Raw genomic sequence first — 23,689 nt, forward strand, 5'->3', positions numbered from 1 at the left:
AGATGGAGCGAAACGCATGAACGAGGACCGAACCACTGGTGACACCGGCCGCGACGGCCGGGACGGCGCATCGGAGCCCACCGCGCAGCAGCCCGCGTACGGGGGACAGACACAGCCCCAGTACACCGGGTGGGACGGTCAACACCAGGCGGGTCAGCACCAGCAGCCCCACAACCCGTATCAGCAGCCTCATCAGCAGGGACAGAACCCCTACCAGCAGAACCCGTACCAGCAGCCGCAGTACTACGGCGGGACGGCGCCGGCGACCACGTCGCGGAAGCCGGGGCGTACAGCCCTCGTCGCAGGCGCCATCGCGCTGGCCCTGGTGAGCGGTGGAGTCGGTGGCGCGGTCGGTGCCATCGCCGCGGACGGCGGCAACGGTGGCGTGACCAACGCCCTCAATCAGCCCGTCACGCAGGCGAACCCGGCCGCCAACGCTCCTGACGGTTCGGTGCAGGCCGTGGCCGGCAAGGTGCTCCCCAGCGTGGTCCAGATCCAGGTGGCGGGCCGCACCGCCGAGGGCGAGGGGTCCGGCGTGATCCTCTCCTCCGACGGCCTCATCCTGACGAACAACCACGTCGTGTCCGGCGCGGGTGCGAACGCCCAGCTGACCGTCTCCTTCAACGACGGATCCACGTCGTCGGCGACGGTGGTCGGTGCGGACGCGTCCTCGGACATCGCGGTGATCAAGGCGCAGGGCCGCAGCAACCTGACGCCCATCGAGCTCGGCACCTCGGACGGTCTGCAGGTGGGTCAGGGTGTCGTGGCCGTCGGTTCGCCGCTCGGCCTCGCCGGCACGGTGACCTCCGGCATCATCTCGTCGCTCAACCGCCCGGTCGCGACCAGTGGCGAGTCGACGGACCAGACCACGGTGATCGACGCGATCCAGACCGACGCGGCCATCAACCCCGGCAACTCGGGCGGCGCGCTCGTGGACATGAACGGCAAGCTGGTCGGCGTCAACAGCGCCATCGCGACGTTGGGAGCGGGCGCCAGCTCGTCCGAGTCGCAGAGCGGGTCCATCGGCCTCGGCTTCGCCATCCCCGTCGACCAGGCCCGCCGCATCGCCGACGAGCTGGTACAGACCGGCAAGGCGACGCAGGCGATCATCGGCATCAGCGTCCCGAGCCGCGACGACGCCAACGGAGCCACGGTCATGGCCGTCACCGACGGCGGGCCGGCCGCGCAGGCGGGCATTCCGACCGGTGCAGTGGTCACCAAGGTCGACGACCGCGTCATCGCCAGCGGCGACGCACTCATCGCGGCGGTCCGCTCCCACGCCCCGGGCGACCAGGTCTCGGTGACCTACACACAGGGTGGCAACGAGCAGACCGTGCAGGTCACGCTCGGGACGGCCCCGAGCGGAGGCAACTGATGAAGCGACCCCGGATCGTCCGTGACCGTGGGCACCTCACGCCCATCGTCGGGCACATCGAGTCTCCGTCGGGCCCGGGCATTACGGTGAGCGACATGACTATGGATGCAGCCGTGGCCGGACGTGCGCTCGTCGTGATCGTCGACGACCGCACGGCTCACGGAGATGCCGACTCGACCGGACCTCTGGTCAACGAACTGCTGACCGAGGCGGGCTTCCTCGTCGACGGTGTCGTCGTGGTCAGCAACGACGAGGTGGACGTGCGCAACGCACTGAACACCGCGGTCATCGGCGGCGTCGACCTGGTGGTCTCCGTCGGCGGCACCGGCACGTCGCCGCGCGACGTCACCCCGGACGCGACGGCCGAGGTGCTCGACCGTGAACTCCTCGGCATCAGTGAGGCGCTCCGCTCCTCCGGACTGGCGGCGGGGTCGCTCGACGCCGGCCTGTCCCGCGGGCTCGCCGGAGTGTCCGGCAGCACGCTGGTGGTCAACTTGGCCGGGAGCCGCGCAGCCGTCCGCGACGGAATGGCGACGCTGACGCCCCTCGCCGCCCATGTCATCGGTGAGTTGTCCAGCCTTGACGGCTGACGACCCCCAGAAGAACGACCCTCGAGCCGGCGACGCAACACCCGTCGATCCGGACTTCGAGGACACTGCGAGCCGGGCCCGTGCACGACGGGCCCGGCTCGCTCGTGTGTTCGGCGACGTTCTTCCCGAGTCGACTCGAGACGACGGACCGTCGGGCGAACCACATCGAGGTGATTCGTACTCGGGCTCGGAGGAGTGGTTGAGGAGCCAGAGGCCTCCGCATTACGACTAGTTTGTGTGATCCACGTCACTGGGAGTTACCACAGTGCGAACCCGGTGTTGCCTGTCTGTTAACCGCGAATTCGCCTGAATCCGGACGACCTCCCCGCGAGTTACCGCAGGGTAGATGTGACTGGTGTGACTGGCAACCCCGGTCGAGCAGTGGTTCCGCTCGGGGTCGAGTTGAATAACGCCCACGTCACGGGCACCCGGGCACCCGATTAGCACAGTCCGACGACGTTTCGCGCCATTGGAGCTGCGGCGCGTCGTGCGGCCAAAACGCTTGTGACGCACGTTCACACGCACGAAACGTGGACGGCGGTTTTCGGACGCGACGCCGCGAACGTAGGGATTGTCACGGTCCGAATCACCCTCTAAGGTTTCGCTCAGGTTCAACGGTGGATGCTGAATCGATACGAGGACGCGTCCAACTTGTGTTCCTGCACTGCCCGACGCGTAAGCCATGAGCTTGCAGTCGCCGCCTGATACGGTTCGCTCGCAAGCGAACCGCTCGGGAGGACGTCAGAGCCCGACAGCGCACCCGAGGCGAACACGCCGCGGGACGAACATGATGAGGAAGTACATGACCGTAATTCGTAAGCCGCGGCGCAGCCGGGGGCTCAAGTCCATGAGTGCAGCAGCTGTGGCCGGTGCCTCGGTCGTCGGTCTGGTTCTCGGAACCGGAACCGCGCAGGCCGGCGTCGACGCCAGCAACACCGTCGTTGACGCTGATGGCAACTCCATCACGGTCAACCTCGAAGACACCTTCGTGAACAGCGTGTTCCCGCTCGACGGCAACCCGCTGACCCGCGAGTGGTTCGGCAACGGCCGCGTCACCTGGTCGGTCGCAGGCCCGTCTGCTGACGACTTCGAGGGCACGGTGAAGGTCGGCTACCAGGTCGGCTACCCGGGCAGCCTCGGCGGTTCGCTTTCCATCGACTGGGCTACCCCGTCGGTCACCGCGGGCTTCGACACATCCGCCGTCGTCTCGCAGGCTGGCGGCGGAGCCCCGACCTCGACTCGCTCGCAGACCAATGGCCTCAGTGCCCAGGTCGAGCTTGTTCCGGTCGCGACCGCGAACGTCACCATCGCCCCCGGACCCGGCATCACGCAGTCCGAAAGCGCGATCGCGGTTGTCGACGAGTCTGCCGACATCACCGGCGGCGAGCAGGAAGCAGCGGGCACCGACGGCTCCATCCAGCTGGCCAACGTCCACGGAACCGCCACCGGCATCCTGGGCAACGTCCGCGTCCGTCCGTACGCCTCGATCGTGTCCGCCACCGGCGACACGGCCGTCGCATACGGCCCCGTGTGGACCTTCAACTGATCCTGGCCCAGCCAGTATCAGTTGCCTGCTGATCGGTAGTCCGCTGCCACAGCAGATCTGAACACAGACGAAGCCCCATCCGGGCCATCCGGGTGGGGCTTCGTCATGTTCGTGAGGCGTGACAATGGCGTGCGACAACGGTCGGTGGCATGTCACGAGTATCCGAAGGTGCACCGCCCCACTGCGTTCCGACGTCCACGCCTCCTGTTGAATGGTCGGCATGAACTCCGGTACCGCGACTCGTGTGATGACTGCAGCTTTCGCCCTCACGGCCCTGGTGGGCCTGTCCGCCTGCAGCAGCGGGGATTCCGGGACGTCCGACGACTCGTCCGAGAACGCCACCGCCTGCACCGATTTCGAGACCACGTACGACCAGTTCACCGCCCTCGTCAAGGCCGGCCCGGCCGACACGGACGTCCAGACCTGGACCGACGCGAAGACCGCCGAGATGCAGAAGTTCCAGCCGCTCGCGGACACCGCCACCGGTGACGTCGAGTCCTCGCTCAGCACCCTCATCGGCGCGCTACCCGCCGATTCCCTCGAACTCACCGAGCCGGACAGCTCGTCCGGTCAGGCGTTCGTCGACAACTCGACGGCCGTGGTCGACGCCTGCTCCGCGGCCGGCACCGCGATCACCCTCGACGAGTTCCCGCTGGTCAAGTTCAACTGATCCCGTTCGTTCGAACAGACGACGAAGGGCTCGTCCTCACCGTGCGGTGAGGACGAGCCCTTCGTCGCGTCTGTGGGTGACTACGTGGTGGTGGTGCCCGGCGTCGTGTTTCCGGTGAGGCCGTCCGAGGTGGTCTTGACGCCGTCGGACCGGCCCTCCGCCAAGAGGTCCCGGATCTGGATCAGGATGTCCTGATCGCTCAGAGCCTTCTCCTTCTTCGTCGCGAAGCGGTTCTTCGCGGTGTTCACCGGGAGGATGAGCACGAAGTAGACGACCGCCGCGATGATGACGAAGTTGATCACCGCGGTGATGACGGCCCCGATGTTCACGAATGTCGCGTCGTTGCCGGAGCGGATCAGGAAGCCCCAGCCCAGCTCGTTGCTCGCCCCGATGGACGAGATCAACGGGTTCACGATGTTGGTGGTGAATGCGGTGACGATGGCCGTGAAGGCCGCACCGATGACCACTGCGACCGCGAGGTCGACCACGTTCCCGCGCAGCAGGAAGTCCTTGAAGCCCTTCAACATGCGATCCGCCCCTACTCTCGTCGATCATGGATTGAGCCACGACGAGAGTAACCGACCAGCGCGTCTCGATGGGCGCGGCGAAGCCCGGGACCCGGGGACGGTCACCGCAGCAGGACCGTCAGTGCATCGGAGAGCGACGCAGCGGCGACGGCCGACGCGTCGTCCGCGCGCAGGGCGACCAGAACGAGCTGGTCGCGTCGAGACACGCCCGAGCCCGGGGCGGAGACCATCACCACGGTGGCGCTCTCGGCGATCACCCCGGACGGGGACGTGTCGTCCGGCGCCGCCCGGACCACGTCGACCACGTCGCCGGCTCGAAGCAGTTGCGCCAGCTCGGGATCGGCGAGGCGGATCGGCACGATGCGGGCGTCACCGGACGGCAGGGTGGCGGACGCCAGCCGAGGCCCCAGCAGTCGGACGTCGGTGAGCGCCTCGCCGGATCGGACGGGTCCGGCGACAGTCCGTCCCACCGCGTCGTCCACCGACCGCAGCGTTCCGTCCGCGAGCAGGGACAAGTCGACGCGGGTCAGCGTGACGTCGGCGGCCGTGAGTGAGGTGCCGGGAGCGACGTCCGTGGCGGTCACGACGACCGGGACCTCGGTCCGCGACGGATCGGTTCGATAGGCCGAGACGACAGCGAGCCCCACGAGAGCAGCGGCGACGATGCGTCGAGCGGCAGGTGACCGCAGACGCGGCGGGAGAGGCGGGATGCGGTCGAACAGACGCGCGCTCAGCGGGTGATCGACCGTGGGAGACATGACGCGACCGTAGAACGAGGGCGACGCAGGAGGCCGCCAGGTTTCACGGTGCCCGGGGACAGCGGTTCAACGCTCCCCGGGTCGGACGATCAGCTTGCGGCGGCGGGGGTGGAGGTGCTGGTCGACTTCTTCTCACTCGAGGTGGTCGAGGTCGAGTCGGACTTCGTGTCGCTCTTCTTCTCGCTCGAGCTCGTGCTGTCCGAGGAGCTGCCGGAGTCGGACGAGCCCGACTCGCTGCTGCTCGAACTGCCGCGGCTGTCGTTGCGGTAGAAGCCGCTGCCCTTGAAGACGATGCCCACGGTGTTGAACAGCTTGCGAAGCTTGCCGGAGCACGCGGGGCAGACCGTCAACGAGTCGTCCGTGAACTTCTGGACGATGTCGAACCGGTTGTCACACTCGGTGCACGCATAAGAGTAGGTAGGCACGTTTCCTCCGCTGTCGGTCCCTGACTGGCACTCTACAGTCGACAGTGCCAGCGTCGGCAATCGAGGCAACGTCCGTGCAGGTGGCGCTATTCCTCAGCCGCGGCTGTCGTGGCCGAGCCGCTGCAGCCCCGACAGCGGCGTCAACACGTGGGTCATGCGCACGTCGTGCGTCTCGGTGGGCAGCGCGTCGACCAGGTCGTCGTCGTACACCACGCCCACCAGCCACGCGTCGGGCCGGACGGCATCGAGTGTGCGGTCGTAGAAGCCGGCGCCTCGGCCGAGACGACCGCCGCTGCGATCGACGGCGAGTGCGGGTACCAACACGATCGACGCGTCCGCGACGGTCTCGGGAGGAAGCGTCGGGCCGGACGGTTCGCGCAAGCCGTACGCGGCCGCGACGAGCGAGTCGGGTCCGCGGTACTCGGCCCAGGACAGCGGCCCCGGTTCACGCGCGACGGGCAGCAGCACTCGCAGTCCGGCGGCCAGTGCGGAGTCGAGCATGCTCGCATCACCGGGCTCGCTACCCACCGGTACGTAGGCGGCGAGAGTGTCGCCGCCGCGCTCCCGCGCATCGGAGGCCAAAACCGACACGGCGTGAGAGAGTGCCTCTGATGCCCGCTCTCGTGCGTGGACGTCTCGCTGCTTGCGGGCAGTGAGTATGCGTGTCCTCCACTCGAGTTTGTCGTCACTGATCACGGGGGAAACCCCAGTGTCTCGCGAAGGACGATTCGCGGTCTACATGGATAGGGTGTGCGCATGAGCTCAGCAAACAGTGAGTCCGTGGCCGGTGGCAAGAAGCCGTCGTTCCGTACGGCCGTCGTACCCGCTGCAGGCATGGGAACACGTTTCCTCCCCGCCACGAAAACGGTACCGAAAGAGCTACTGCCGGTGGTCGATACGCCCGGAATCGAGCTCGTGGCCGGAGAAGCTGCCGATTCCGGCGCGCAGCGCCTCGTCATCGTCACCTCGCCCGGCAAGGATGGTGTGGTCGCCCACTTCGTCGAGGATCTGGTGCTGGAGAACAAGCTCGAGGCGAGCGGCAAGCTCGAGATGCTCGAGAAGGTCCGTGTCGCGCCCGGTCTTCTCGACGTCCAGTCGGTGATCCAGGCGGAGCCATTGGGTCTCGGACATGCCGTCGCGTGCGCCGAGGAGGTGCTCGACGACGACGAGGACGCGATCGCAGTGCTGCTCCCGGACGACCTGGTGATGCCGCGGGGTGTGCTCGACGTGATGTCGCGGGTGCGTGCCAAGCGCGGCGGAACCGTGTTGTGCGCCATCGAGGTTCCCGAGGACGCGGTGTCCGCGTACGGAGTGTTCGACACCGAGATCGTGCCCGACGCAGTGAACCCCAACGTGCTCAAGGTCAACGGCATGGTGGAGAAGCCCAAGAAGGAGGACGCGCCGTCGAACTACGCGGCGGCCGGCCGATACCTTCTGGATCGGGCCATCTTCGATGCGTTGCGACGCATTCAGCCCGGCGCCGGCGGCGAGTTGCAACTCACCGACGCCATCGCTCTCCTCATCGAGGAGGGGCATCCGGTACATGTGGTGGTGCACCGCGGAGTGAGACACGACCTCGGAAATCCCGGGGGTTACCTCCGCGCTGCGGTTGACTTCGCACTGGAACGCGAAGATTACGGTCCGGCATTGCGCGAGTGGCTCCAGGAGCGCTTGAGCGACAGCTGGGCACCGGAGCTCACGACCTACGAGTGACGCCCGGTCGACACGGATGACGGAAGGTGCGGATGCGCTCGGTTGAGGAGCAGCAGTCGAGAGTGACGGCTGCAGCGGTTGCCCCCCGGCCGGTGCGAGTCGCCATCTCCGAGGCGCAGGGTCTGCTCTGCGCGGAGGAAGTGGTGACCGAGCGCCCGCTGCCCGGATTCGATCAGGCAGCCATTGACGGCTATGCGGTCCGCAGTGTGGACATCGCTGCCGCGGGGTCGGCCACCGACGACGACGGCGCACCCGTCGACATCTCGCTGCCCGTGGTGGGCGAGGTCGCGGCGGGGTCGCGTCAGCCCATCCGTCTGCAGCCGCGGCAGGCGGTGCGCGTCGACACGGGTGCACCGCTGCCCACCCTCGCGGACGCCGTTCTGCCCGTGGATCGAGCGAAGTTCGCGCGCGGCCGCATCGAGGTGCTCGCACCCGTGCGTTCCGGAGAGTACGTGCGCCGCATCGGCGACGACGTGCAGCCCGGCGACGTCGCCGTGCGGTCCGGGACCATCATCGGCGCAGCGCAGGTAGGGCTCCTCGCAGCTGTGGGCCGCGACAAGGTCCTGGTGCATCCCCGTCCCCGCCTCTCGGTCATCTCGATCGGCGGCGAACTCGTCGACATCGAACGCACACCGGGCCAGGGCCAGGTGTACGACGTGAACAGCTACGCCCTCGCTGCCGCGGCGCGGGACGCGGGCGCGGACGTCAACCGCATCGGCATCGTCAGCGGTGACGCGAAGCGGCTGCGCGAGGTGGTGGAAGGGCAGCTCATCCGCTCCGAGATCGTCGTCATCGCCGGAGCCGTCGGCGGCAGCGCGTCCGAGGAGATCCGCGAGGCGCTCGAGGACTTCGGCGACATCGAGGTCGGCCGCGTGGCCATGCACCCCGGATCGGTGCAGGGCTTCGGCCAGCTCGGTCGCGACGAGGTACCCACCTTCCTGTTGCCGTCCAACCCGGTGAGCGCGCTCGTCGTCTTCGAGGTCATGGTGCGGCCGCTCGTGCGCATCGCGCTCGGTCGACGCCAGCCCATGCGCCGCATCGTCACCGCCCGCACCGTCGGACCCATCACGTCCATCGCCGGGCGCCGCGCCTACCTGCGTGGCCAGCTCATGCGGGACGAGGGCACGGGGGAGTACCTCGTGCAGGCACTCGGCGGTGCTCCCGGCAGCTCGTCGCACCTGCTGGCGACGCTGGCGGAGGCCAACTGCCTGGTCATGGTCGACCCCGAGGTGACCGAGGTGCGGACCGGCGAAGAGGTCGACGTCGCATTCCTCGCGCAGCGCGGCTGACGCTCCGTCCTCTTCGCTAAGGTTTCGAAGTATGCCGCGATCGTGGTCGAGCCATCCCGGATGGCCGGCGAAGCTGGGACCTCTCGTGGTTCCCGCGGGCGAGGTGACGGTCCGACCGGTACGTCTGCGTGACGCCGCGGTGTGGTCGCGGACCCGCATCGACAACCGCGCGCACCTCGAACCCTGGGAGCCCACCGGTGAGGCGCCGTGGGACATGCGGCACGCGATGTCGTCGTGGCCGCCCCTGTTCTCGAGCCTCAAGGCCGAGGCCCGGCGCGGGATGATGCTGCCCTTCGCCATCGAACTGAACGGCACCTTCGTCGGGCAGCTGACTGTCGGCAACATCGTCCGCGGAGCCCTTCGATCGGCGTGGATCGGCTACTGGGTGGCCAAGGACGTCGGCGGGCAGGGGGTTGCCACGGCAGCACTCGCACTCGGCGTCGACCACTGCTTCTCGTCGGCCGGGCTGCACCGGCTCGAAGCCACCGTGCGGCCGGAAAACGCTGCCAGCCAAGCGGTTCTGCGCAACGTCGGGTTCCGCCAGGAGGGCCTGCTGCAGAGGTACCTCGACGTGGACGGTGCGTGGCGCGACCACATCCTCGTCGCCATGACGGTGGGGGAGACGCCCGGAACGGTGGCGGACGTGCTGGTGCGCAGTGGTCGGGCGGCGTGGGCTCGGTAGTCGCCTTGCGATTCCCGTAGGGGTTCCGTGTTCCCGCGCGTGCTGCAGTGTCCGCGGGAACACGCAAGCACTGCGGGAAGTTCGGCCTGTGACTGGAGTGACATGAGTGCACTCGTGTCGGCGCGTCGTCGTCGGCGGTTCACCGCGCCCCACTACGCTGACGTGCAAGCTCACATGAATGTGATTCACGTCAGGAGGTGGTGGGTGTGCCCAATTCGGTGATCTGGATCGGCCTCGTCGCCATCTGGCTGTTCGTGCTCGTGCCGATGGTGGTCACATCGCGCCCGCGTATCCGCCGCACCACCGACGTCGCGCTCGCGACACGGGTCCTGCACCGGGGCGGAGCGCGGCTCCGCGTCGATCCCGGTCCCGCGGCAGGGCACCGCAGCGACCCCGACTGGCGCCCGTCCGACGACGACCTGCACTCGACCGACTCGCTTTCGGAGGATCCGATGGAGACCCAGCACGGCCACGAGAGCGACGAGCACGTCGACGAGTACTTCTCGGAGGACTTCGTGCCGCAGCGACGCGGCCGCGGCGGCTTCGATCCCGAGGCCGACGCCATCGCCCGCGCCGCCCGCTACGCGTTCCGTCAGCGCACGGTGCTCGGCTCCGTGTTCGTCATCGCGATGTCTGCAGCGCTGGGATTCCTTGCGAGCCCGATCTTCTGGTGGGTCTTCGCCGTCACCATCGTCGGGCTGTCGTCCTACCTGTTCTACCTCCGCCGCCAGGTGCGCATCGAGGAAGACATCCGTCGTCGTCGTATGCAGCGTCTGCAGCGCTCGCGCCTCGGTGTCGAGTCCAGCACCGACCCGGAGCTCAAGCTCACTCCCGAGCGCCTGCGTCGTCCTGGCGCCGTGGTGCTCGAGGTGGACGACGAGGACCCGGCGTTCGACCATCTCGAGCACTACGACGAGCACGTCGGCGACTCCCACCTCGACGTCCGCATGCGCCGCGCAGCGGGGGAGTGACCGGATTTCTGGCAGTCCCGCGGGGCTGCTAGAGTTCGAGACGATCCTGGTTCGCCGGGTCAGGGGCTGTGGCGCAGTTGGTAGCGCGTCTCGTTCGCATCGAGAAGGTCAGGGGTTCGATTCCCCTCAGCTCCACCACGTTCGACTCTCGTCACAGCGCATCGCGGAACTCGTCCAGGAACGGCGACGGCGTCTCCCGTCGGATCCGCCACGACCGCACCAGCCACATCTCGACGAGCTCGGGCCGTACGCGGCCCAGTCTCGCCCACTCGTCGAGCACCTCGCAGTAGTCGAGGTAGCGCCGCACGGTCATGGCCGACACCGAGGGATTGTCCACCCACCCCAGGTGCACGAGTTCCGACAGCGCCTGCTGGTCGAGGAGTTGCGGGCGGTGCAGCATGGTCTCCGACCCGATCGCCCACACGTACAGGGACATCGGAACGCGCCCGAATCCCGTGGCCCTCGGCCAGCCCGACCAGTCCCGGTGCGGACCGACGTCGATGAGCGCCGGCGCGCGGCGGCACTCGTCCAGTGCCTGCCGAACACCGTGCAGCCGACGGTCGCCGGCCGGCTCCTCGAGGTCCCGCGCATCGGGGAAGCGGCGAGCGCGGTCTCGGTCTCGATGACCGACGAGCCATGCGGCGCAGTGGTAGACGGTGGTCAGATCGCACCCGCTCCCGATGGTCTGCAGATCGCCGCGCCGCAGGAACCCGGTGCCGGTCTCGACGACGTCTCCGTCCTGACCTCGGGCGCGGACCCGCACCGGGATGCGCGCGCTCGTGAGACGACTGTTCCACCAGTCGAGGTCGATCTCCGCGAGATCACCCAGCACGTCGTACTCGTACGAACGGGTGCTGCACCACGCGAGGCACGCTTCGGGGAGCGCCGGCGTCGTCGTCATGTCGGCGATGGTGGCAGGTCCCACCGACAGCCTCGGTCGGGTTTGCAAAGTGTCTGTAAAGACTGCCCGCAGCCGTGCCTCATATGGCGCCGGTCACACCTAGTGTTCGTTCGGTGCATCCCCTGCACCGGACCGAAAGGTGACCATCCATGGCCACGACAGCCATCCCCGCGGGGCCTCCCTCGACGAAGCGGGCGGTGTTCAACACCATTCGCGGATCACTCGGCAACCTCGTCGAGTGGTACGACGTGTACGTCTACACGGTCTTCGCGTCGTACCTGCAGTCGAGCTTCTTCGCCGACGGTGAGCCCAACGCGGGCATCTACACGATGGGCATCTTCGCGATCACCTTCGTGATGCGCCCGATCGGGTCGTGGTTCTTCGGTCGGTACGCGGACCGGCACGGGCGTCGTCCCGCGCTGGTGTTCAGCATCTCGCTCATGGCGGGCTCGTCCCTGCTCATCGCGCTGACCCCGACGGCCGCGTCCATCGGGTCGGCCGCCGTGGTCATGCTCGTCCTCTGCCGCCTGCTGCAGGGCTTCGCGACGGGTGGCGAGTACGGCACGTCGGCGACGTACATGTCCGAGGCGGCGACGCCGGGGCTGCGCGGATTCTTCTCCTCGTTCCAGTACGTCACCCTGGTGGGCGGTCACGTCCTCGCCCAGGTCACACTGCTGATCCAGCAGAGCGTCCTGACCGACGAACAGATCGCCTCCTTCGGATGGCGCATCGCGTTCGGTATCGGCGCCCTCGGCGCCGTGGTCGTGCTGTTCCTGCGTCGGAGCATGGACGAATCCCTGCAGACCGAGGTCGACGGCAAGCGCAGCGGCTCGATGACCGAGCTGTTCACCGCGTACCCGAAGCAGCTGCTCATCTGCTTCCTCGTGACCCTCGGCGGGACCGTCGCGTTCTACACCTACAGCGTCAACGGGCCGCTCATCGTCAAGAGCACCTACGCCGATCAGGGCATGACGGCGACGTGGATCAACCTCGCAGCGCTGGTGCTGCTCATGGTGATCCAGCCACTCGGCGGACTGCTGAGCGACAAGATCGGGCGCAAGCCGCTGCTCGTCGGGTTCGGCATCGCGGGTGTGCTGTGGTCGTGGACCTTCCTGAACCTGCTGCCGCGCGTCGAGACGCCGATGGTGTCCTTCCTGCTGCTCGCCGGCACCTACGTCATCCTCACCGGCTACACCTCGATCAACGCGATCGTGAAGGCGGAACTGTTTCCGGCGCACGTGCGCGCTCTGGGACTGGGACTCGGCTACGCACTGGCCAATTCGATGTTCGGTGGCACGGCTCCGGTGATCTACGAGGCCGCCAAGGAGAACGATGCGCTCGACGCCTTCGGCATCTACGTCACCATCGCCATCGGTGTCTCGCTCGTCGTGTACGTCTTCGTCCTGAAGAACCGTGCACCGACCTTCCTGGACGCCGAGCAGGCACGCCGAGCGGACAGGAACGAGGCGGCCGTGTCCTGAGGTCCGTGCGTTAGGCTTTCCGCGCCGGACGGGAGGGCCTGACGATGCAGATTCTCGTCGTCGAGGACGACCTCGGAGTCGCCGACGCACTCACACAGTCGCTGCGTCGGCAGGGCTGGGCGGTGCGGCACGCCGCGACCGGGACCGCGGCGCTCGACATGGTGGACGACGCCGATCTCGTCCTGCTCGACATGGGGCTCCCGGATCACGACGGCCTGTGGGTCTGCCGCCGGATCCGGGAGCACTCGTCCGTTCCCATCGTGGCGCTCACGGCGCGGCGCACCGAGGATTCCGTGATCGGCGCTCTGCGTGCGGGTGTCGACGACTACGTCACCAAGCCGTACAGCTTCGCGGTGCTGCTCGCACGGCTGGACGCGGTCGTGCGGCGCAGTGTCGGACGCGTCGCCACCGAGCCGGCCGTCGATCTCGGCTTCGACCTCGCTCGGGACACCCGCGAGGTCACCGCACCCGACGGCTCCGTGCGCACGCTCACCGCGAAGGAATGCGAACTGCTCGTGGCACTCTCCCGCACACCGGACCGCCCCGTGAGCCGCGCCGCGCTCATGGAGGAGGTGTGGGACACGACGTGGGTGGGTGCCTCGCGCACACTCGACGTCCACGTCGCGTCACTGCGGAACAAGCTGAAGGACGTCGCCCGGATCGAGTCGGTGCGCGGTGTCGGCTATCGACTGGTCGCTCCGGCCGAGCCCGACGCGTGAGGAGACGGCTGCTCGCACTGGCGATCACGTTGACGGCCGCCGTGCTGGCGGCTCTCGTCGCGCCGCTCGTGGCCGCCCACGCGGAGGAACGGGCGATCACCATCCACGAACGGCGTCTGGCCGCCGCGACCCGGTTCGCCACCCTGGCCGACAGCGTCGGTGACGCGAGCTCACTGGGACCCGATCTGATGCGGTACGGCGAGGTCACGGAGAGCACCCGCACGTGGATCGTCGACATCGACGGATCGGTGCTCGCACCGGCAGGCTCGGATCTGCCGGCCGACGTGCCGGGTCTGGCGGGCGCGGTACGCGACGCGCTCGCGGGAACACCGACCTCCGCTCCGACTGCGCTGTGGCCGTGGCAGACCGAGCCGTTGATCGTCGCGACGCCCATCGGCCGGGACGCGCAGATCCTCGGTGCCGTCGTCATGCTGGAGGACACGTCGGCCGCGCGGGACAACGTGCAGCGAGCGATGGTGCTCGCCGCGGCGGGCGGCGCCGTCGTCCTCGCGCTCGTCGCCTGGCTCGTGGGAGTGCCACTCGTCGGCTGGGTGGTACGGCCGGTCGACGATCTGACCACCCGCGTCGAGCAGCTGTCCCGTGGCCGCACTCCGACCGAGGGACGCCACGTCGGGCCGCCCGAACTCCGGCGGCTCGCGGAGTCGTTCGACGACATGGCGGCGAACGTGGAGCACTCCCGGCAGCAGCAGCGCGAACTGGTCGCGGACGTGTCGCATCAGTTGGCCAATCCGCTGACGGCACTGCGGCTCCGGCTCGAGAACCTGGCCGTGGACGATCCGGCCGTCGAACCGGTGCTCGCCGAGACCGAACGCATGGCGCGCTCACTCGACGCGGTGATCGAGATCAGCCGCGCGGGAGGCTTCGACCGACGCTCCTCCGAGGTGGACGTCGCCCGGCAGCTTCGCGAGCGGGTCGCGCTGTGGGCGCCGTTGTTCGGGGATCTGCTGACCGTCCGGGTCGACGTCGACACCGCCCCGGCGTTCCTGGAGGAGGACCTCGTCCCCACGGTCCTCGACGTCCTGCTGGACAACGCCCTGAAGTACGCGGAGGGTCGGTCCGTCGACGTCGCGCTGGAGCAGGCCGGCGACGCGTGGCGAGTGACGGTGCGCGATCACGGTGACGGCGTCAGTGCCGCCGAAGCCGCCGAGCTGGGGCGGCGCTTCCATCGACTCGACCGGCACGCCGGCGTCGAGGGCACCGGACTGGGTCTCGCGATCGTCGTCCTCCGCATCCGCGACGCCGACGGGGACGTGGTCTTCGACCCCGCCGATCCCGGCCTGCGGACGGTCATCTCACTTCCCGCGCGTCTCGATCGCGGAACCACCGCAGCGCCCCCGGATGCAGCGGGACCGGCTGGGTGAACATCCCGGCGGCGACGGTCGGCTGCCGGACGTCGGGGACGGTTCGTGCGATCGCGTCCTGACGGTCGAAGACGACGGACGTGAACCCGTAGGCCGTGTCCTCGCGGAGCGTCGGCGTCGCGATGAGGTAGGTCTTCACGCTGACAGTCTGGACGGCGGCGGGCAGACGGTACGGCCCGGCCGGCAGCGGACCGGTGACGTACTGCGGACCCCACGTCGACACGATTCCCTCGACCAGTCCACCGAGATCCAGCGCGCGGACCGGTGTGCGCGCGCCCAGCTCGACCAGTGCCCGCACCGGGAACCCGCTGACGAAGGCCAGCGCGTCGACGCGTCCGGTGCTCAGCGCCGCCGTCGCCTCGCCGAGCGGTTGCGCGACGAAGTCGACGTCCGCCGTGTCCACTCCTGCTGCGGCCAGGCACCTCTCGGTCACCGACCGGGTACCCGAGTCGGTCTGGCCCGCGCTCAGGCGCACGCCCGTCAGATCCTGGATGCCCGTGACCGGGGAATCCACCGGGACGAGGATCTGCAGGAAGCTGTCGTAGAGCCGGGCCAGCGCGGTCAGGGGGACCGGGGAGTCGAAGGCTCCCTCGCCGCGCACCGCGTCGAGCGCCGTGTCGCCGAGACAGAACGCGACGTCCGCGGTGCCCGACGAGAGGTCGAGCACGTTTCCCACGGAGCCGCCGGTCACGACGACCTCCGAGCGCACACCCGGCAGCACCTGCGTGGCCTCTGTGCGCAGAGCCGCGCCGTACTCGTCGAACACCGCACCCACGTTGCCGGTGGCGATGCGCAGTCGGCCGGAAGCGTCCTGCCACCACGTATCTCGGGAACACCCCGCCAGGGCGGCGGCGGCCGCAGCCGCGCCGGCCCCGCGGAGGAACTGCCGTCGGCCGAGCACGCGTTCAGCATAGGCCGGGGCCGGTCCGTCAGCGCTGAGTGAGCCGCGACCCGGTCTCGACGGAGACGACGTCCGAGCCGAAGAGCCCGTCGACGATCTGGTGCACGCCGGTGGCCAGTTCCTGTGCGGCGACCGGATTGAGCATGTCGGCCATCGACGGGATGCCGATGTCGACGGCGGCGTCGAAGGCCATCTCGACGGCGCCGTCGCCGGTCTCCCGCACCGCCCACCGGCCGTCGAACGATCCCAGGTCGCCGCTCGACTGCTCGAAGGTGACGGTGCGGCCGGGCACGTCGACGGTGTCCGTCTCGACCCACTGCAGCAGACCGCCGCGGAAGTGGGTCGACCACGACGACGATCGAACGTACCCGGCCGCGTCCCGCGACTCGGGATCCGTCACGGTGATGCGGTCGACCATGGGTACGTGATCGCCGAAGGAGGCGAAGTCGCTGACCCGATCGAACACGTCGTCCGGAGTGACGCCGGTGAGGGTGGCGATCACACTGATGATGCTGGGGGACATGAGAACTCCTCGAATGGAATCGACGGTCAGGCGGACTGCAGGACGGGATAGGCGCCGGGGGAGCGCTCCACCAGATGTCGGGCGGTGAGGCGGGCGGAGCGTTCGATGGTGCCCGCCGTCTGCGCGGGAGGGAGGGGTCCGGACCCGAGCGACGTGGGAAACGGGCTGGTGTTGAACAGGTTCGCGACGGAGGCGAGGAGATTGGCGAACTTCGTCTGCGACGCGGGGTCGAGCAGGTCGAAGAAGGCCGGCTTCCACAGGCGCTGGAACACGTCCGGGTGCAGCCGGCGAGGCGCGTCCACCGCGATCCCGAGGCGGGTGGCCTCGTCGACCAGCACGGCGACGAGCGAGTCGATGTCCAGTGCCGCGGCCCCGCTGGTGACCCACACGTGCTCGCGGTCGTACTGCCGCGGGTGGTTCACCACCGTCGCGATCGACCGTGCGACGACGTCGCACGGCACGAAGTCGTACTGCAGCGCGTCCTCGCACAGGACGACCGGCAACGTCCCGCGCAGGAAGGCGCGCACGAGGGTGTGCAGCCCCTGCAACTCGGAGATCTCACCGGTCTCGGAATCGCCGCACACGATGGACGGGCGGACGATGGTCCAGTCGACGCCGCTGCTCCGCACGAGATCCTCGCCGTCCCTCTTGCTGGCGATGTACGCACCGGGGTGCATGGTGGCGAGTCCGCCGGTGACGTCCGGGATCACGGGTTGGCCGACGAAGGCGGTGCTGACGTGCACCAGGCGTGCCGACGCGTCCCGGGAGAGCTCCACGATGTGGCGGACTCCGTCGACGTTGACGGCCCGGGTGGACGCATCGTCGATCCCGAAGTCCACGACGCCGGCGCAGTGCACGACGGTGTCCACGTCGCGGGTGAGGGCGGACCACGTCCGGTCGTCGAGTCCGAGGTGTGGCGCGCGGAGGTCGCCGCGGACAGTGATCCCCGAGTGCTGCACGGCCCGTCGACCTTCCAGCACGACGACGTCGTGGTCCTCGGTGAGGGCGCGGAGCGTCGGCAGTCCGACGACGCCGGAGGCTCCGGTCAGCAGAATCGTCATCGGTGTCCTTTCGAGAACGTCTCGCGCAGTGCGTCGCCGACGGCGGTGAGCATCCAGTCGACATCAGCCTCGGTCATCGTGGCCGGGGGAGTGAAACGCACGACTGGACTGGCGTTCAGGGAGTGGTTGGCCACGACGCGCCGGTCGAGCAGCGCGAGCAGGAAGCGGCCGGCGGTGCCGGCGTCGCCGAAGTCCAGCCCGATGAGCAACCCTCGACCGCGGACCTCCACGGTCCCGAGATCCGCTGTGAGTATGCGCAACTCGTCGAGCAGTCGTCCGCCCGTCCGTGCGGATCGCGCCACCAGCTTCTCGTCGTCGATGACCTCGAGCGCGGCGCACGCGGCCGCCATCCCCAGCGGCGCACCGGAGAACGTCGACGTGTGGATGCCGAAGTCGATGTCGAAGGCACGGAAGGCGCGCGGTGTCGCGACGGCGGCCGACACGGGAATCACGCCGCCGCCCAGACCCTTTCCCACGAGGACGATGTCGGCGTCGACGGCGTCCCGCTCGCTCTCCCACATCAGGCCGGTGCGTCCGAGGCCGGTCATGATCTCGTCGATCACGAGGAGGGCTCCGCGTTCACGGCACAGTGCCGAGGCGACCGCGAGGTAGTTGCGGGGCGGCAGCACGACCCCGCCCTCGCCCTGCACGGGTTCGAGGACCACGCAGGCGTCGGAGGCGTCGTCGCCGAGTGCGTCCGACAGTGCCTGGACGTCGCCGTACGGAACTGTGGTCGCCGCGGTGAACAGTCGACGGAACGGGTTCTGATACGACGGATTCGCCGTGAGGGCGAGCGCGCCGAGGGTCTTGCCGTGGTAGCCGCGGCTCGCCCCGATCAGGCGATGGTGGCCGGCGCTGCAGGCCATCTTGACGGCGGCTTCGGTGGCCTCGGTTCCGGAGGCGCCGAAGTAGACCTTCGACAGCGAGTCCGGCAGGCGGGCCGCCAGTGCCGCCGCGGCCTCGGCCACCCGAGGTTCGAGCAGGGTGCGGGTGGAGACGGGATGGCGTCCGAGCTGGGCGATCACCGCGTCGACGACGCGGGGATGCCGGGCGCCGAGCAGGAGGGTCCCGTACCCGCCGCAGTTGAGGTACTCGACGTCGTCGGTCGACCACAGTCTGGCTCCGAGCGAGCGGTCCTCGACGATGTCGCCCAGCATGGAGGCCACGCGTGCACGAGACTCGGACAGATGCGCGCGGGTGTGGCTCTGCACCCGCCCGTCGAGGGACGTCGAGATCGACATGGTGTGGCTCCCGAGACGAGGAGAAGCGATGAGGCGTGCGGCCCGGCGGGCCGCCGCGATCACCGACGGTAACCCCGGCTGCAGGTGGCGTCAAAGCCACCGATGAGTCGTATGATGTTGCGCCACAACAGATGGAGCGAACCACCATTATCCTGTGGGGCAGCTCCGAGTGGCTGGTCCGGTGACCACGGAGTGAATCCGGATCATCAGAAATTGTGCGAATATCGGTTCACCGGGACCGGCCGTCGTCAGATCTTCTTGCGGGCCCGGTACGCGGCGACGTTGGCGCGGTTGCCGCAGTTTCCGGTGTCGCAGTACCGCCTCGATCGGTTGCGGGAGAGGTCGACGAGCACCGCGTCGCAGTCCGGTGCGTCGCACAGGCGGAGCCGCTCGAGCTCGTCCGACCGCACCATGTCGGCGAGGGCGACGGCGGTCTCGGCCGTCATGCGATCGGCGAGGGGCGCGTCGTCGTCGCTGACGTGCATGTGCCAGCCCCAGTCGCCGTGGCGGGTGAGGTACGGCCGGGCGTCGGATGCGGCCAGCATCGCGTTGACGACGGGTACGACGGCGTCGGGTTCGCCCGTCTCCCACAGCGCCCGCCAGGCCGGGCGCAGGGCCCGCACGGCGTCGAGTTCCTCCTGTGTGCCGTCGCGGCGCCCCGTCCACTCGTGCTCGTCGAGCATCGACGACAGGGTGCTCACGTCAGGGAGGTAGTCCTCGCCGTTCGCGGCGGTGTTGATCAGCGCCGCCGCCCAGACGAGGGCGGTGCGTGTGTCATGAGCAAAAAGCATTTGACTCCTGACCTTCCGGGTCTCTAGTGTCATGACCAATCTACAGTTACGGTCATGACATGACGGGCGACGTACCCGGCGGTGTGGCCGGATCCTCGAAAGGGCCGCTCATGGTGTCCTCCCGTTCCGGTGTCGCGTTCGCCGTGACCTCCGCGATCGCGTTCGGAATGTCGGGCCCGTTCGCGAAGGCGCTCACCGACACCGGGTGGTCGCCCGAGTCCGCGGTGCTCGCTCGCATCGTGGGCGGTGCGGTGATCCTCCTGCCCGTCGTCGTCCTGCTGCGCCGCGGCGCACTCCGCGGGGTGCTCTCGGCTCCCGTCACCGTCGTCGCGTACGGGGTCGTCGCGGTGGCAGGAGCCCAGGTCTGCTTCTTCAATGCGATCCAACACCTCTCGGTGGGTGTCGCACTCATGCTCGAGTACCTCGGGCCGGTCCTGGTGATCGGCTGGATCTGGATCACCACCCGGCGGCGCCCCCGCCCGACGACGATGGCGGGTGTCGCACTCGCGCTCGGCGGTGCGCTGGTCGTGCTCGACGTGTTCGACGGCGCCGTGTTCGATCCTGTCGGCGTGCTCTGGGGACTGTCCGCCGCCGTGTGTCTCGCGTTCTACTTCGTGGTGTCCGCGAAACAGGGTGACGCCGTCGATCCGTTGGTTCTCTCGGCCGCCGGACTGGCGGTGGGCGCCATTGTGGTCGGCGTCGCCGGAATGCTGGGAATGGTTCCGTTGCAGGTGTCGACGAACGACGTCGCTCTCGACGGCCGGGCGTGGCCGTGGTGGACTTCCGTCGCAGTGCTCGCCCTGGTCTCCGCAGCCGTCGCGTACGTTTTCGGGATCATGGCGTCCCGCGCCCTCGGGGCATCGACCGCATCGGTGATCGCGCTGGTCGAGGTGCTGTGCGCGGTGGTTGCGGCGTGGCTCCTGCTCGGCGAGACGGTGTCTCTCACTCAAATCGCAGGTGGTGCAGCAATTCTGACGGGAGCCGCCGTGGTGCAGTGGCGATCCGATGCACCGCCGCCCGTGGAGGCGCTGCCGGCCTCGGCAGGAATGGACGGATCTCACGGGGTATCCGTTCTCCCCTGACGCGGCACTGTATGGTGAGGGCGCGTCGTGGTATTCGGCGGGTGGGCACTTCTCCGGGCGGGGTCGCGAGTGCCGGTCCGCCGGAATGTCAGTGACCACCACGCGGACATCGAAGCCGTTGCACGGGAGCCCGTCATGACCATCGAATTCGTCGACCTCGCGGAAACGTGGGTTGCGGGTCTCCCTGTGCGTAGCCCGAAACGGGCGTTGGGCTCTCTCTACGACACCAATCTCGAACGTGCGTGGTCCGGAATCCTGAACCAGGACATCGGTGAACCGCTCGGGTCGATCTACACCGACTTCGTTCCCGCGATCGGGTCCTACAGCACGCAGATCGTCGGGTACCGCGTCGCGGACGGTGACGTGCGCCGCGGGCACATCGTGGCGCGTGTGCCGGCGGGGCGCTATGCGAAATTCTCCGCGGTCGGCAATTTTCCGCAGGTCCTGACGACGCTGTGGAACGAGATCACCCACGCGGAGGAGATGGGGTCCTTCACTCGCGCCTTCACCGGTGAGTTCGAGGTGTATCCCCACGCATACAAGATCGAGATGTACGTTCCGGTCGCGACGCCCGGCTCGCGGGGCGTCGGCGGTGCGGGATGACGTTCCGTCTCGTGGCTCGTCCGAGCATGGTGTTCGGCGGACTGGTCGTGCCCGGTGTCGATCCCGGACCCGAGGGCAGCGCCAGCGATCTCGTCGTGTTCCTGCGAGAGCGTATCCGCGAACGTGAACCGGAGGACGCCGACGTCTACACCGTCTACGTCCCGGATCAGCGTGGTGTCTGCAACGTCGTCGTCGGCGTACCTCGTGGGAACGTCGACGACGTGCCGATCGGCGACGTCTTCGTCACGGTTCCGTCGGGAGCGTTCGCGGTCTTCACGCCGTCGATGACGCTGCCCGACCGGGCGGAGGACGCGTGGGCGCAGGCCGAGGAGGCCATCGCCGACGGCTCGATCGTGCGCGCCGGCGGGGTGGAGTTCGAGTGCCTCTCAGCCGACGGGAACGTCGAGATCTTCGTCGCCGTCTCGCTGCAATGACGTGCGCCGACGTCCGGTGCCGACGGACGAGAAGTCGGCTCTCGCCGAGATAAAGAACCTACCGACGAGTAGAAGCAGTCGGAGCGGTGCCTGGACTCGCTCGAGCGCTGGTCGTCATTGTGATTTTGTCTCGAGTGCATTTCTGTGGCGGTGTTCGAGTCCAACCTGTGCCTATCATGATCACGCGCAGTAGAAGGGTGTGACACGGGATTCACACCGGCGGTTCGGAGCACCGGTCCGAACGCGCGTGACTAGTGGGGAGTAACAATGGTCAGGCAATTACGTGCAGAGGCAACGCGGTCCGCGGCCCTGCGGGCTGCCGCCGATCTGTTCCTGCGGGTCGGCCACGCCACGGCGACCCTGAGCCAGGTCTCGGCGGAGTCGGGTGTGACCAAGGGCGCGCTGTACTTCCACTTCGCCTCCAAGGAAGAGCTGGCGCGTGCGCTCGTCGACGAGGGTCGTGAGCGTGTCGCGGCCGCCTGCACCGGAATGGTCGACAGCCGTTCTCCCGCACTGGAATCCGTCATCGGGATCACGTATTCCGTTCTCGACCTTGCCAATACCGACAACCTGGTGCGCATCATGTACCGCCTGCAGCTCGAGGTGGACGCACCGGACCCCACGCGGGGGAGCGTCTTCGGTACGTGGCAGAACATCTTCTCGCACCTCTTCGAGCGTGCCATCGAGCACGGTGACGTCATCGACTCGCTGGACGCCGAGACCGCGTCCTGCCTGGTCTCGGAGATGCTCAGTGGCGTGCTGATGGTCGCCGAGGGCACTGCGCGCCTCGACGGTGCCGCCGTGCGCATGGAGCAGGTCTGGCACACCATCCTGCCCTCGCTTGTGCCGCCGGCGAAGCTCCCGTACTTCCGCGAGTTCGCCTCGCGAAGCCTCTCCAGCTTCGTACGCGATCGCTCGGGTGCCGACGCCACCAGCGACACCGGCGTCTCCAGCAACCACTAGCGTTCGGCGCTCTCCCGGCGCACACTGTGACGTGAGACACACGGCATCGTGTGTCGACCGCACGAGTGACGTCGGGAGAGACCCATGGAAGACATCGCCACGCGCGAACGCACCGACCGCCGCATGTCCGACAACGAGCTGCGCAAGGCCATCCGCGTGCTGCAGTCACGCGCGGACGACGCTCGGAAACGCGGTGACGCCGACGATGCCGCACGCATCGAACGCACTGTCCGCGACTACCAGGACGAGATGACCACCCGCCTCTGAACTCGGCCGGGCGGGGACAGCTGTCAGCTGGGTCCGAAGCGCTCCGTGCGGATGTTCGCCGGTGCATGTCCTCGCTCGACCAGCATGTCCGCGACCGTGTCGACGAAGCTCGTGGGCCCGCAGATGTAGCACCGCGGCTCGAACTCGGCGGGCCACCCGTGCGCGTCGAGATCCTCGATCGTGATGCGGCCGAGCGGCCTGCGGGAGCCGGTGGGAGCGCGCCGCGTGTAGAGCGTGGTGACGTCGACTCCCGCGGGCGGATGCGCCCACTCGTCGGCGAAGTACACCTCCGCCGGTTCACGGACCGAGTAGAGCACGCGGAACGGCACCCGGCCGCCGCTCGATCCCGCCGCGGCCTGCGCGCGGACCATCGCGCGGAGCGGAACGATGCCCGAGCCGCCGCCCACCAGCAGGACAGGCGGTGACGGGGTCTCGGTGGGTGCCGACGGCCGCCAGACGAACCACCGGCCGACGGGTCCGCGGATCTCGAACCGGTCGCCCACCTCGACGGCGCCGACGAGGTAGGGGGACACCTCGCCGTCGGAGACGTTCTGCACGGCGATCTCGATGCGCGACGTGCCGTCCGGTGCGGAGGCGAGGGAGTAGCTGCGCTGCGCGCTGTACCCGTCCTCGGCGGTCAGCTTCACGTCCACGTGCTGTCCGGCGAGATGTCCCGGCCAGCCGTCGACGTCGAGCACCAGCGTCGAGGCGGTCGGTGTCTCGCGCCGCACCTCGAGCACGGTCGAGACGAGCCAGGGCCTGGCCCCGACCCCGGCCGTGGATCCGGTGGTCAC

At 68.7% G+C, this 23,689-nt stretch carries 27 protein-coding genes and 1 tRNA gene; 17 read left to right on the forward strand and 11 right to left on the reverse strand.

The genetic code is table 11. The features are described from left to right. The first annotated feature begins 16 nt into the window (after positions 1–16). The 4 genes from HQ314_RS11535 (at position 17) to HQ314_RS11550 (ending at position 4,181) form a co-directional block, all read left to right on the forward strand. A complete protein-coding gene (locus HQ314_RS11535; RefSeq protein WP_222650134.1) occupies positions 17–1,375 on the forward strand; it encodes a S1C family serine protease in 1,359 nt (452 codons plus the stop codon). Between the two features lie 95 nt (positions 1,376–1,470). Then, positions 1,471–1,965: a molybdenum cofactor biosynthesis protein B gene (locus tag HQ314_RS11540; RefSeq protein WP_197027709.1), complete on the forward strand. Its 495-nt coding sequence runs from the start codon at positions 1,471–1,473 to the stop codon at positions 1,963–1,965. A gap of 802 nt (positions 1,966–2,767) precedes the next feature. Then, entirely contained in the window at positions 2,768–3,511 is a 744-nt protein-coding gene (locus tag HQ314_RS11545; RefSeq protein ID WP_222650135.1) for an MspA family porin, read from the forward strand. Positions 3,512–3,758: 247 nt separating this feature from the next. After that, positions 3,759–4,181 carry a hypothetical protein gene (locus tag HQ314_RS11550; RefSeq protein WP_056447534.1) on the forward strand — a complete coding sequence of 141 codons (423 nt, stop codon included), beginning with the start codon at positions 3,759–3,761 and terminating at the stop codon, positions 4,179–4,181. Between the two features lie 80 nt (positions 4,182–4,261). Here HQ314_RS11550 and mscL read toward each other — a convergent pair whose 3' ends face one another. From mscL to HQ314_RS11570, 4 genes are all read right to left on the reverse strand, one after another. Further along, positions 4,262–4,708: a large-conductance mechanosensitive channel protein MscL gene (gene mscL, locus HQ314_RS11555; RefSeq protein WP_222650136.1), complete on the reverse strand. Its 447-nt coding sequence runs from the start codon at positions 4,706–4,708 to the stop codon at positions 4,262–4,264. Between the two features lie 101 nt (positions 4,709–4,809). Continuing rightward, positions 4,810–5,466, reverse strand: coding sequence for an SAF domain-containing protein (locus tag HQ314_RS11560; protein WP_222650137.1), 657 nt, complete (start codon positions 5,464–5,466; stop codon positions 4,810–4,812). A gap of 89 nt (positions 5,467–5,555) precedes the next feature. Further along, positions 5,556–5,891, reverse strand: a complete 336-nt coding sequence (locus HQ314_RS11565) for an FmdB family zinc ribbon protein (protein ID WP_222650138.1) — start codon at positions 5,889–5,891, stop codon at positions 5,556–5,558. Positions 5,892–5,984: 93 nt separating this feature from the next. Continuing rightward, entirely contained in the window at positions 5,985–6,584 is a 600-nt protein-coding gene (locus HQ314_RS11570) for a 5-formyltetrahydrofolate cyclo-ligase (RefSeq protein ID WP_373428394.1), read from the reverse strand. Positions 6,585–6,647: 63 nt separating this feature from the next. On the opposite strand from HQ314_RS11570, the gene HQ314_RS11575 reads away from it, so the two are divergent. The 5 genes from HQ314_RS11575 (at position 6,648) to HQ314_RS11595 (ending at position 10,684) form a co-directional block, all read left to right on the forward strand. After that, positions 6,648–7,604 (forward strand): UTP--glucose-1-phosphate uridylyltransferase, encoded by a 957-nt coding sequence (locus HQ314_RS11575; protein WP_051612960.1) that lies wholly within the window; start codon positions 6,648–6,650, stop codon positions 7,602–7,604. 32 nt (positions 7,605–7,636) lie between these two features. After that, on the forward strand, positions 7,637–8,893 hold the full coding sequence (gene glp / locus HQ314_RS11580) for a gephyrin-like molybdotransferase Glp (RefSeq protein WP_027504112.1): 1,257 nt from the start codon (positions 7,637–7,639) through the stop codon (positions 8,891–8,893). Positions 8,894–8,924: 31 nt separating this feature from the next. Then, a complete protein-coding gene (locus HQ314_RS11585; RefSeq protein WP_027504111.1) occupies positions 8,925–9,575 on the forward strand; it encodes a GNAT family N-acetyltransferase in 651 nt (216 codons plus the stop codon). A gap of 206 nt (positions 9,576–9,781) precedes the next feature. Further along, positions 9,782–10,546, forward strand: a complete 765-nt coding sequence (gene glpR / locus HQ314_RS11590) for a gephyrin-like molybdotransferase receptor GlpR (protein ID WP_027504110.1) — start codon at positions 9,782–9,784, stop codon at positions 10,544–10,546. A gap of 62 nt (positions 10,547–10,608) precedes the next feature. Then, positions 10,609–10,684, forward strand: a tRNA-Ala gene (locus HQ314_RS11595). A gap of 13 nt (positions 10,685–10,697) precedes the next feature. On the opposite strand, the gene HQ314_RS11600 is transcribed toward HQ314_RS11595, so the two are convergent. Further along, a complete protein-coding gene (locus HQ314_RS11600; protein ID WP_222650140.1) occupies positions 10,698–11,447 on the reverse strand; it encodes a hypothetical protein in 750 nt (249 codons plus the stop codon). 149 nt (positions 11,448–11,596) lie between these two features. On the opposite strand from HQ314_RS11600, the gene HQ314_RS11605 reads away from it, so the two are divergent. From HQ314_RS11605 to HQ314_RS11615, 3 genes are read left to right on the forward strand one after another with little or no spacing between them, the layout of a single operon-like run. Next, positions 11,597–12,928 (forward strand): MFS transporter, encoded by a 1,332-nt coding sequence (locus tag HQ314_RS11605; protein ID WP_222627659.1) that lies wholly within the window; start codon positions 11,597–11,599, stop codon positions 12,926–12,928. A gap of 44 nt (positions 12,929–12,972) precedes the next feature. Next, on the forward strand, positions 12,973–13,647 hold the full coding sequence (locus HQ314_RS11610; protein ID WP_027504108.1) for a response regulator transcription factor: 675 nt from the start codon (positions 12,973–12,975) through the stop codon (positions 13,645–13,647). After that, the gene (locus tag HQ314_RS11615) at positions 13,644–15,029 is read left to right on the forward strand and encodes a HAMP domain-containing sensor histidine kinase (protein ID WP_027504107.1); all 1,386 of its coding nucleotides are present in this window, start codon (positions 13,644–13,646) and stop codon (positions 15,027–15,029) included. The genes HQ314_RS11610 and HQ314_RS11615 overlap by 4 nt, the downstream gene beginning before the upstream one ends. On the opposite strand, the gene HQ314_RS11620 is transcribed toward HQ314_RS11615, so the two are convergent. The 5 genes from HQ314_RS11620 to HQ314_RS11640 form a co-directional block, all read right to left on the reverse strand. Continuing rightward, positions 14,956–15,930, reverse strand: a complete 975-nt coding sequence (locus HQ314_RS11620) for a TAXI family TRAP transporter solute-binding subunit (RefSeq protein ID WP_222650141.1) — start codon at positions 15,928–15,930, stop codon at positions 14,956–14,958. The genes HQ314_RS11615 and HQ314_RS11620 overlap by 74 nt on opposite strands. 28 nt (positions 15,931–15,958) lie before the next feature. Then, complete coding sequence (locus HQ314_RS11625) at positions 15,959–16,453, reverse strand: type II toxin-antitoxin system RatA family toxin (protein WP_222650142.1); 495 nt, start codon at positions 16,451–16,453, stop codon at positions 15,959–15,961. 26 nt (positions 16,454–16,479) lie between these two features. Then, entirely contained in the window at positions 16,480–17,514 is a 1,035-nt protein-coding gene (locus tag HQ314_RS11630) for an SDR family oxidoreductase (RefSeq protein WP_222650143.1), read from the reverse strand. After that, positions 17,511–18,755 carry an aspartate aminotransferase family protein gene (locus HQ314_RS11635; RefSeq protein WP_222650144.1) on the reverse strand — a complete coding sequence of 415 codons (1,245 nt, stop codon included), beginning with the start codon at positions 18,753–18,755 and terminating at the stop codon, positions 17,511–17,513. The genes HQ314_RS11630 and HQ314_RS11635 overlap by 4 nt, the downstream gene beginning before the upstream one ends. 248 nt (positions 18,756–19,003) lie before the next feature. Beyond that, positions 19,004–19,546, reverse strand: a complete 543-nt coding sequence (locus tag HQ314_RS11640) for a CGNR zinc finger domain-containing protein (protein WP_222650145.1) — start codon at positions 19,544–19,546, stop codon at positions 19,004–19,006. 59 nt (positions 19,547–19,605) lie between these two features. Between HQ314_RS11640 and HQ314_RS11645 the strand changes: the two genes are divergently transcribed. From HQ314_RS11645 to HQ314_RS11665, 5 genes are all read left to right on the forward strand, one after another. Next, entirely contained in the window at positions 19,606–20,628 is a 1,023-nt protein-coding gene (locus HQ314_RS11645; protein ID WP_222650146.1) for a DMT family transporter, read from the forward strand. Positions 20,629–20,763: 135 nt separating this feature from the next. Then, complete coding sequence (locus HQ314_RS11650) at positions 20,764–21,231, forward strand: effector binding domain-containing protein (RefSeq protein WP_027504104.1); 468 nt, start codon at positions 20,764–20,766, stop codon at positions 21,229–21,231. Continuing rightward, positions 21,228–21,665, forward strand: a complete 438-nt coding sequence (locus tag HQ314_RS11655; RefSeq protein ID WP_027504103.1) for an effector binding domain-containing protein — start codon at positions 21,228–21,230, stop codon at positions 21,663–21,665. Before HQ314_RS11650 ends, HQ314_RS11655 begins: the two co-directional genes overlap by 4 nt. A gap of 267 nt (positions 21,666–21,932) precedes the next feature. Next, positions 21,933–22,628, forward strand: a complete 696-nt coding sequence (locus tag HQ314_RS11660) for a TetR/AcrR family transcriptional regulator (RefSeq protein ID WP_051612955.1) — start codon at positions 21,933–21,935, stop codon at positions 22,626–22,628. 84 nt (positions 22,629–22,712) lie between these two features. Next, positions 22,713–22,895, forward strand: a complete 183-nt coding sequence (locus HQ314_RS11665) for a hypothetical protein (RefSeq protein WP_056447066.1) — start codon at positions 22,713–22,715, stop codon at positions 22,893–22,895. Positions 22,896–22,918: 23 nt separating this feature from the next. Here the strand turns inward: HQ314_RS11665 and HQ314_RS11670 are convergent, their stop codons facing one another. After that, positions 22,919–23,689, reverse strand: coding sequence for a ferredoxin reductase (locus HQ314_RS11670; protein ID WP_222650147.1), 771 nt, complete (start codon positions 23,687–23,689; stop codon positions 22,919–22,921).

It is taken from the genome of Rhodococcus sp. BP-332 (assembly GCF_019836065.1).
Taxonomy (GTDB): domain Bacteria; phylum Actinomycetota; class Actinomycetes; order Mycobacteriales; family Mycobacteriaceae; genus Rhodococcoides.

Excerpts from the sequence above, each read along its gene's own strand:
- HQ314_RS11535 (WP_222650134.1), top strand. The coding sequence starts at position 17 with ATGAACGAGGACCGAACCACTGGTGACACCGGCCGCGACGGCCGGGAC.
- HQ314_RS11540 (WP_197027709.1), top strand. The coding sequence starts at position 1,471 with ATGACTATGGATGCAGCCGTGGCCGGACGTGCGCTCGTCGTGATCGTC.
- HQ314_RS11545 (WP_222650135.1), top strand. The coding sequence starts at position 2,768 with ATGACCGTAATTCGTAAGCCGCGGCGCAGCCGGGGGCTCAAGTCCATG.
- HQ314_RS11550 (WP_056447534.1), top strand. The coding sequence starts at position 3,759 with ATGACTGCAGCTTTCGCCCTCACGGCCCTGGTGGGCCTGTCCGCCTGC.
- mscL (WP_222650136.1), bottom strand. The coding sequence starts at position 4,708 with ATGTTGAAGGGCTTCAAGGACTTCCTGCTGCGCGGGAACGTGGTCGAC.
- HQ314_RS11560 (WP_222650137.1), bottom strand. The coding sequence starts at position 5,466 with ATGTCTCCCACGGTCGATCACCCGCTGAGCGCGCGTCTGTTCGACCGC.
- HQ314_RS11575 (WP_051612960.1), top strand. The coding sequence starts at position 6,648 with ATGAGCTCAGCAAACAGTGAGTCCGTGGCCGGTGGCAAGAAGCCGTCG.
- glp (WP_027504112.1), top strand. The coding sequence starts at position 7,637 with ATGCGCTCGGTTGAGGAGCAGCAGTCGAGAGTGACGGCTGCAGCGGTT.
- HQ314_RS11585 (WP_027504111.1), top strand. The coding sequence starts at position 8,925 with ATGCCGCGATCGTGGTCGAGCCATCCCGGATGGCCGGCGAAGCTGGGA.
- HQ314_RS11600 (WP_222650140.1), bottom strand. The coding sequence starts at position 11,447 with ATGACGACGACGCCGGCGCTCCCCGAAGCGTGCCTCGCGTGGTGCAGC.
- HQ314_RS11605 (WP_222627659.1), top strand. The coding sequence starts at position 11,597 with ATGGCCACGACAGCCATCCCCGCGGGGCCTCCCTCGACGAAGCGGGCG.
- HQ314_RS11610 (WP_027504108.1), top strand. The coding sequence starts at position 12,973 with ATGCAGATTCTCGTCGTCGAGGACGACCTCGGAGTCGCCGACGCACTC.
- HQ314_RS11625 (WP_222650142.1), bottom strand. The coding sequence starts at position 16,453 with ATGTCCCCCAGCATCATCAGTGTGATCGCCACCCTCACCGGCGTCACT.
- HQ314_RS11630 (WP_222650143.1), bottom strand. The coding sequence starts at position 17,514 with ATGACGATTCTGCTGACCGGAGCCTCCGGCGTCGTCGGACTGCCGACG.
- HQ314_RS11635 (WP_222650144.1), bottom strand. The coding sequence starts at position 18,755 with ATGTCGATCTCGACGTCCCTCGACGGGCGGGTGCAGAGCCACACCCGC.
- HQ314_RS11640 (WP_222650145.1), bottom strand. The coding sequence starts at position 19,546 with ATGCTTTTTGCTCATGACACACGCACCGCCCTCGTCTGGGCGGCGGCG.
- HQ314_RS11645 (WP_222650146.1), top strand. The coding sequence starts at position 19,606 with ATGACGGGCGACGTACCCGGCGGTGTGGCCGGATCCTCGAAAGGGCCG.
- HQ314_RS11650 (WP_027504104.1), top strand. The coding sequence starts at position 20,764 with ATGACCATCGAATTCGTCGACCTCGCGGAAACGTGGGTTGCGGGTCTC.
- HQ314_RS11655 (WP_027504103.1), top strand. The coding sequence starts at position 21,228 with ATGACGTTCCGTCTCGTGGCTCGTCCGAGCATGGTGTTCGGCGGACTG.
- HQ314_RS11660 (WP_051612955.1), top strand. The coding sequence starts at position 21,933 with ATGGTCAGGCAATTACGTGCAGAGGCAACGCGGTCCGCGGCCCTGCGG.
- HQ314_RS11665 (WP_056447066.1), top strand. The coding sequence starts at position 22,713 with ATGGAAGACATCGCCACGCGCGAACGCACCGACCGCCGCATGTCCGAC.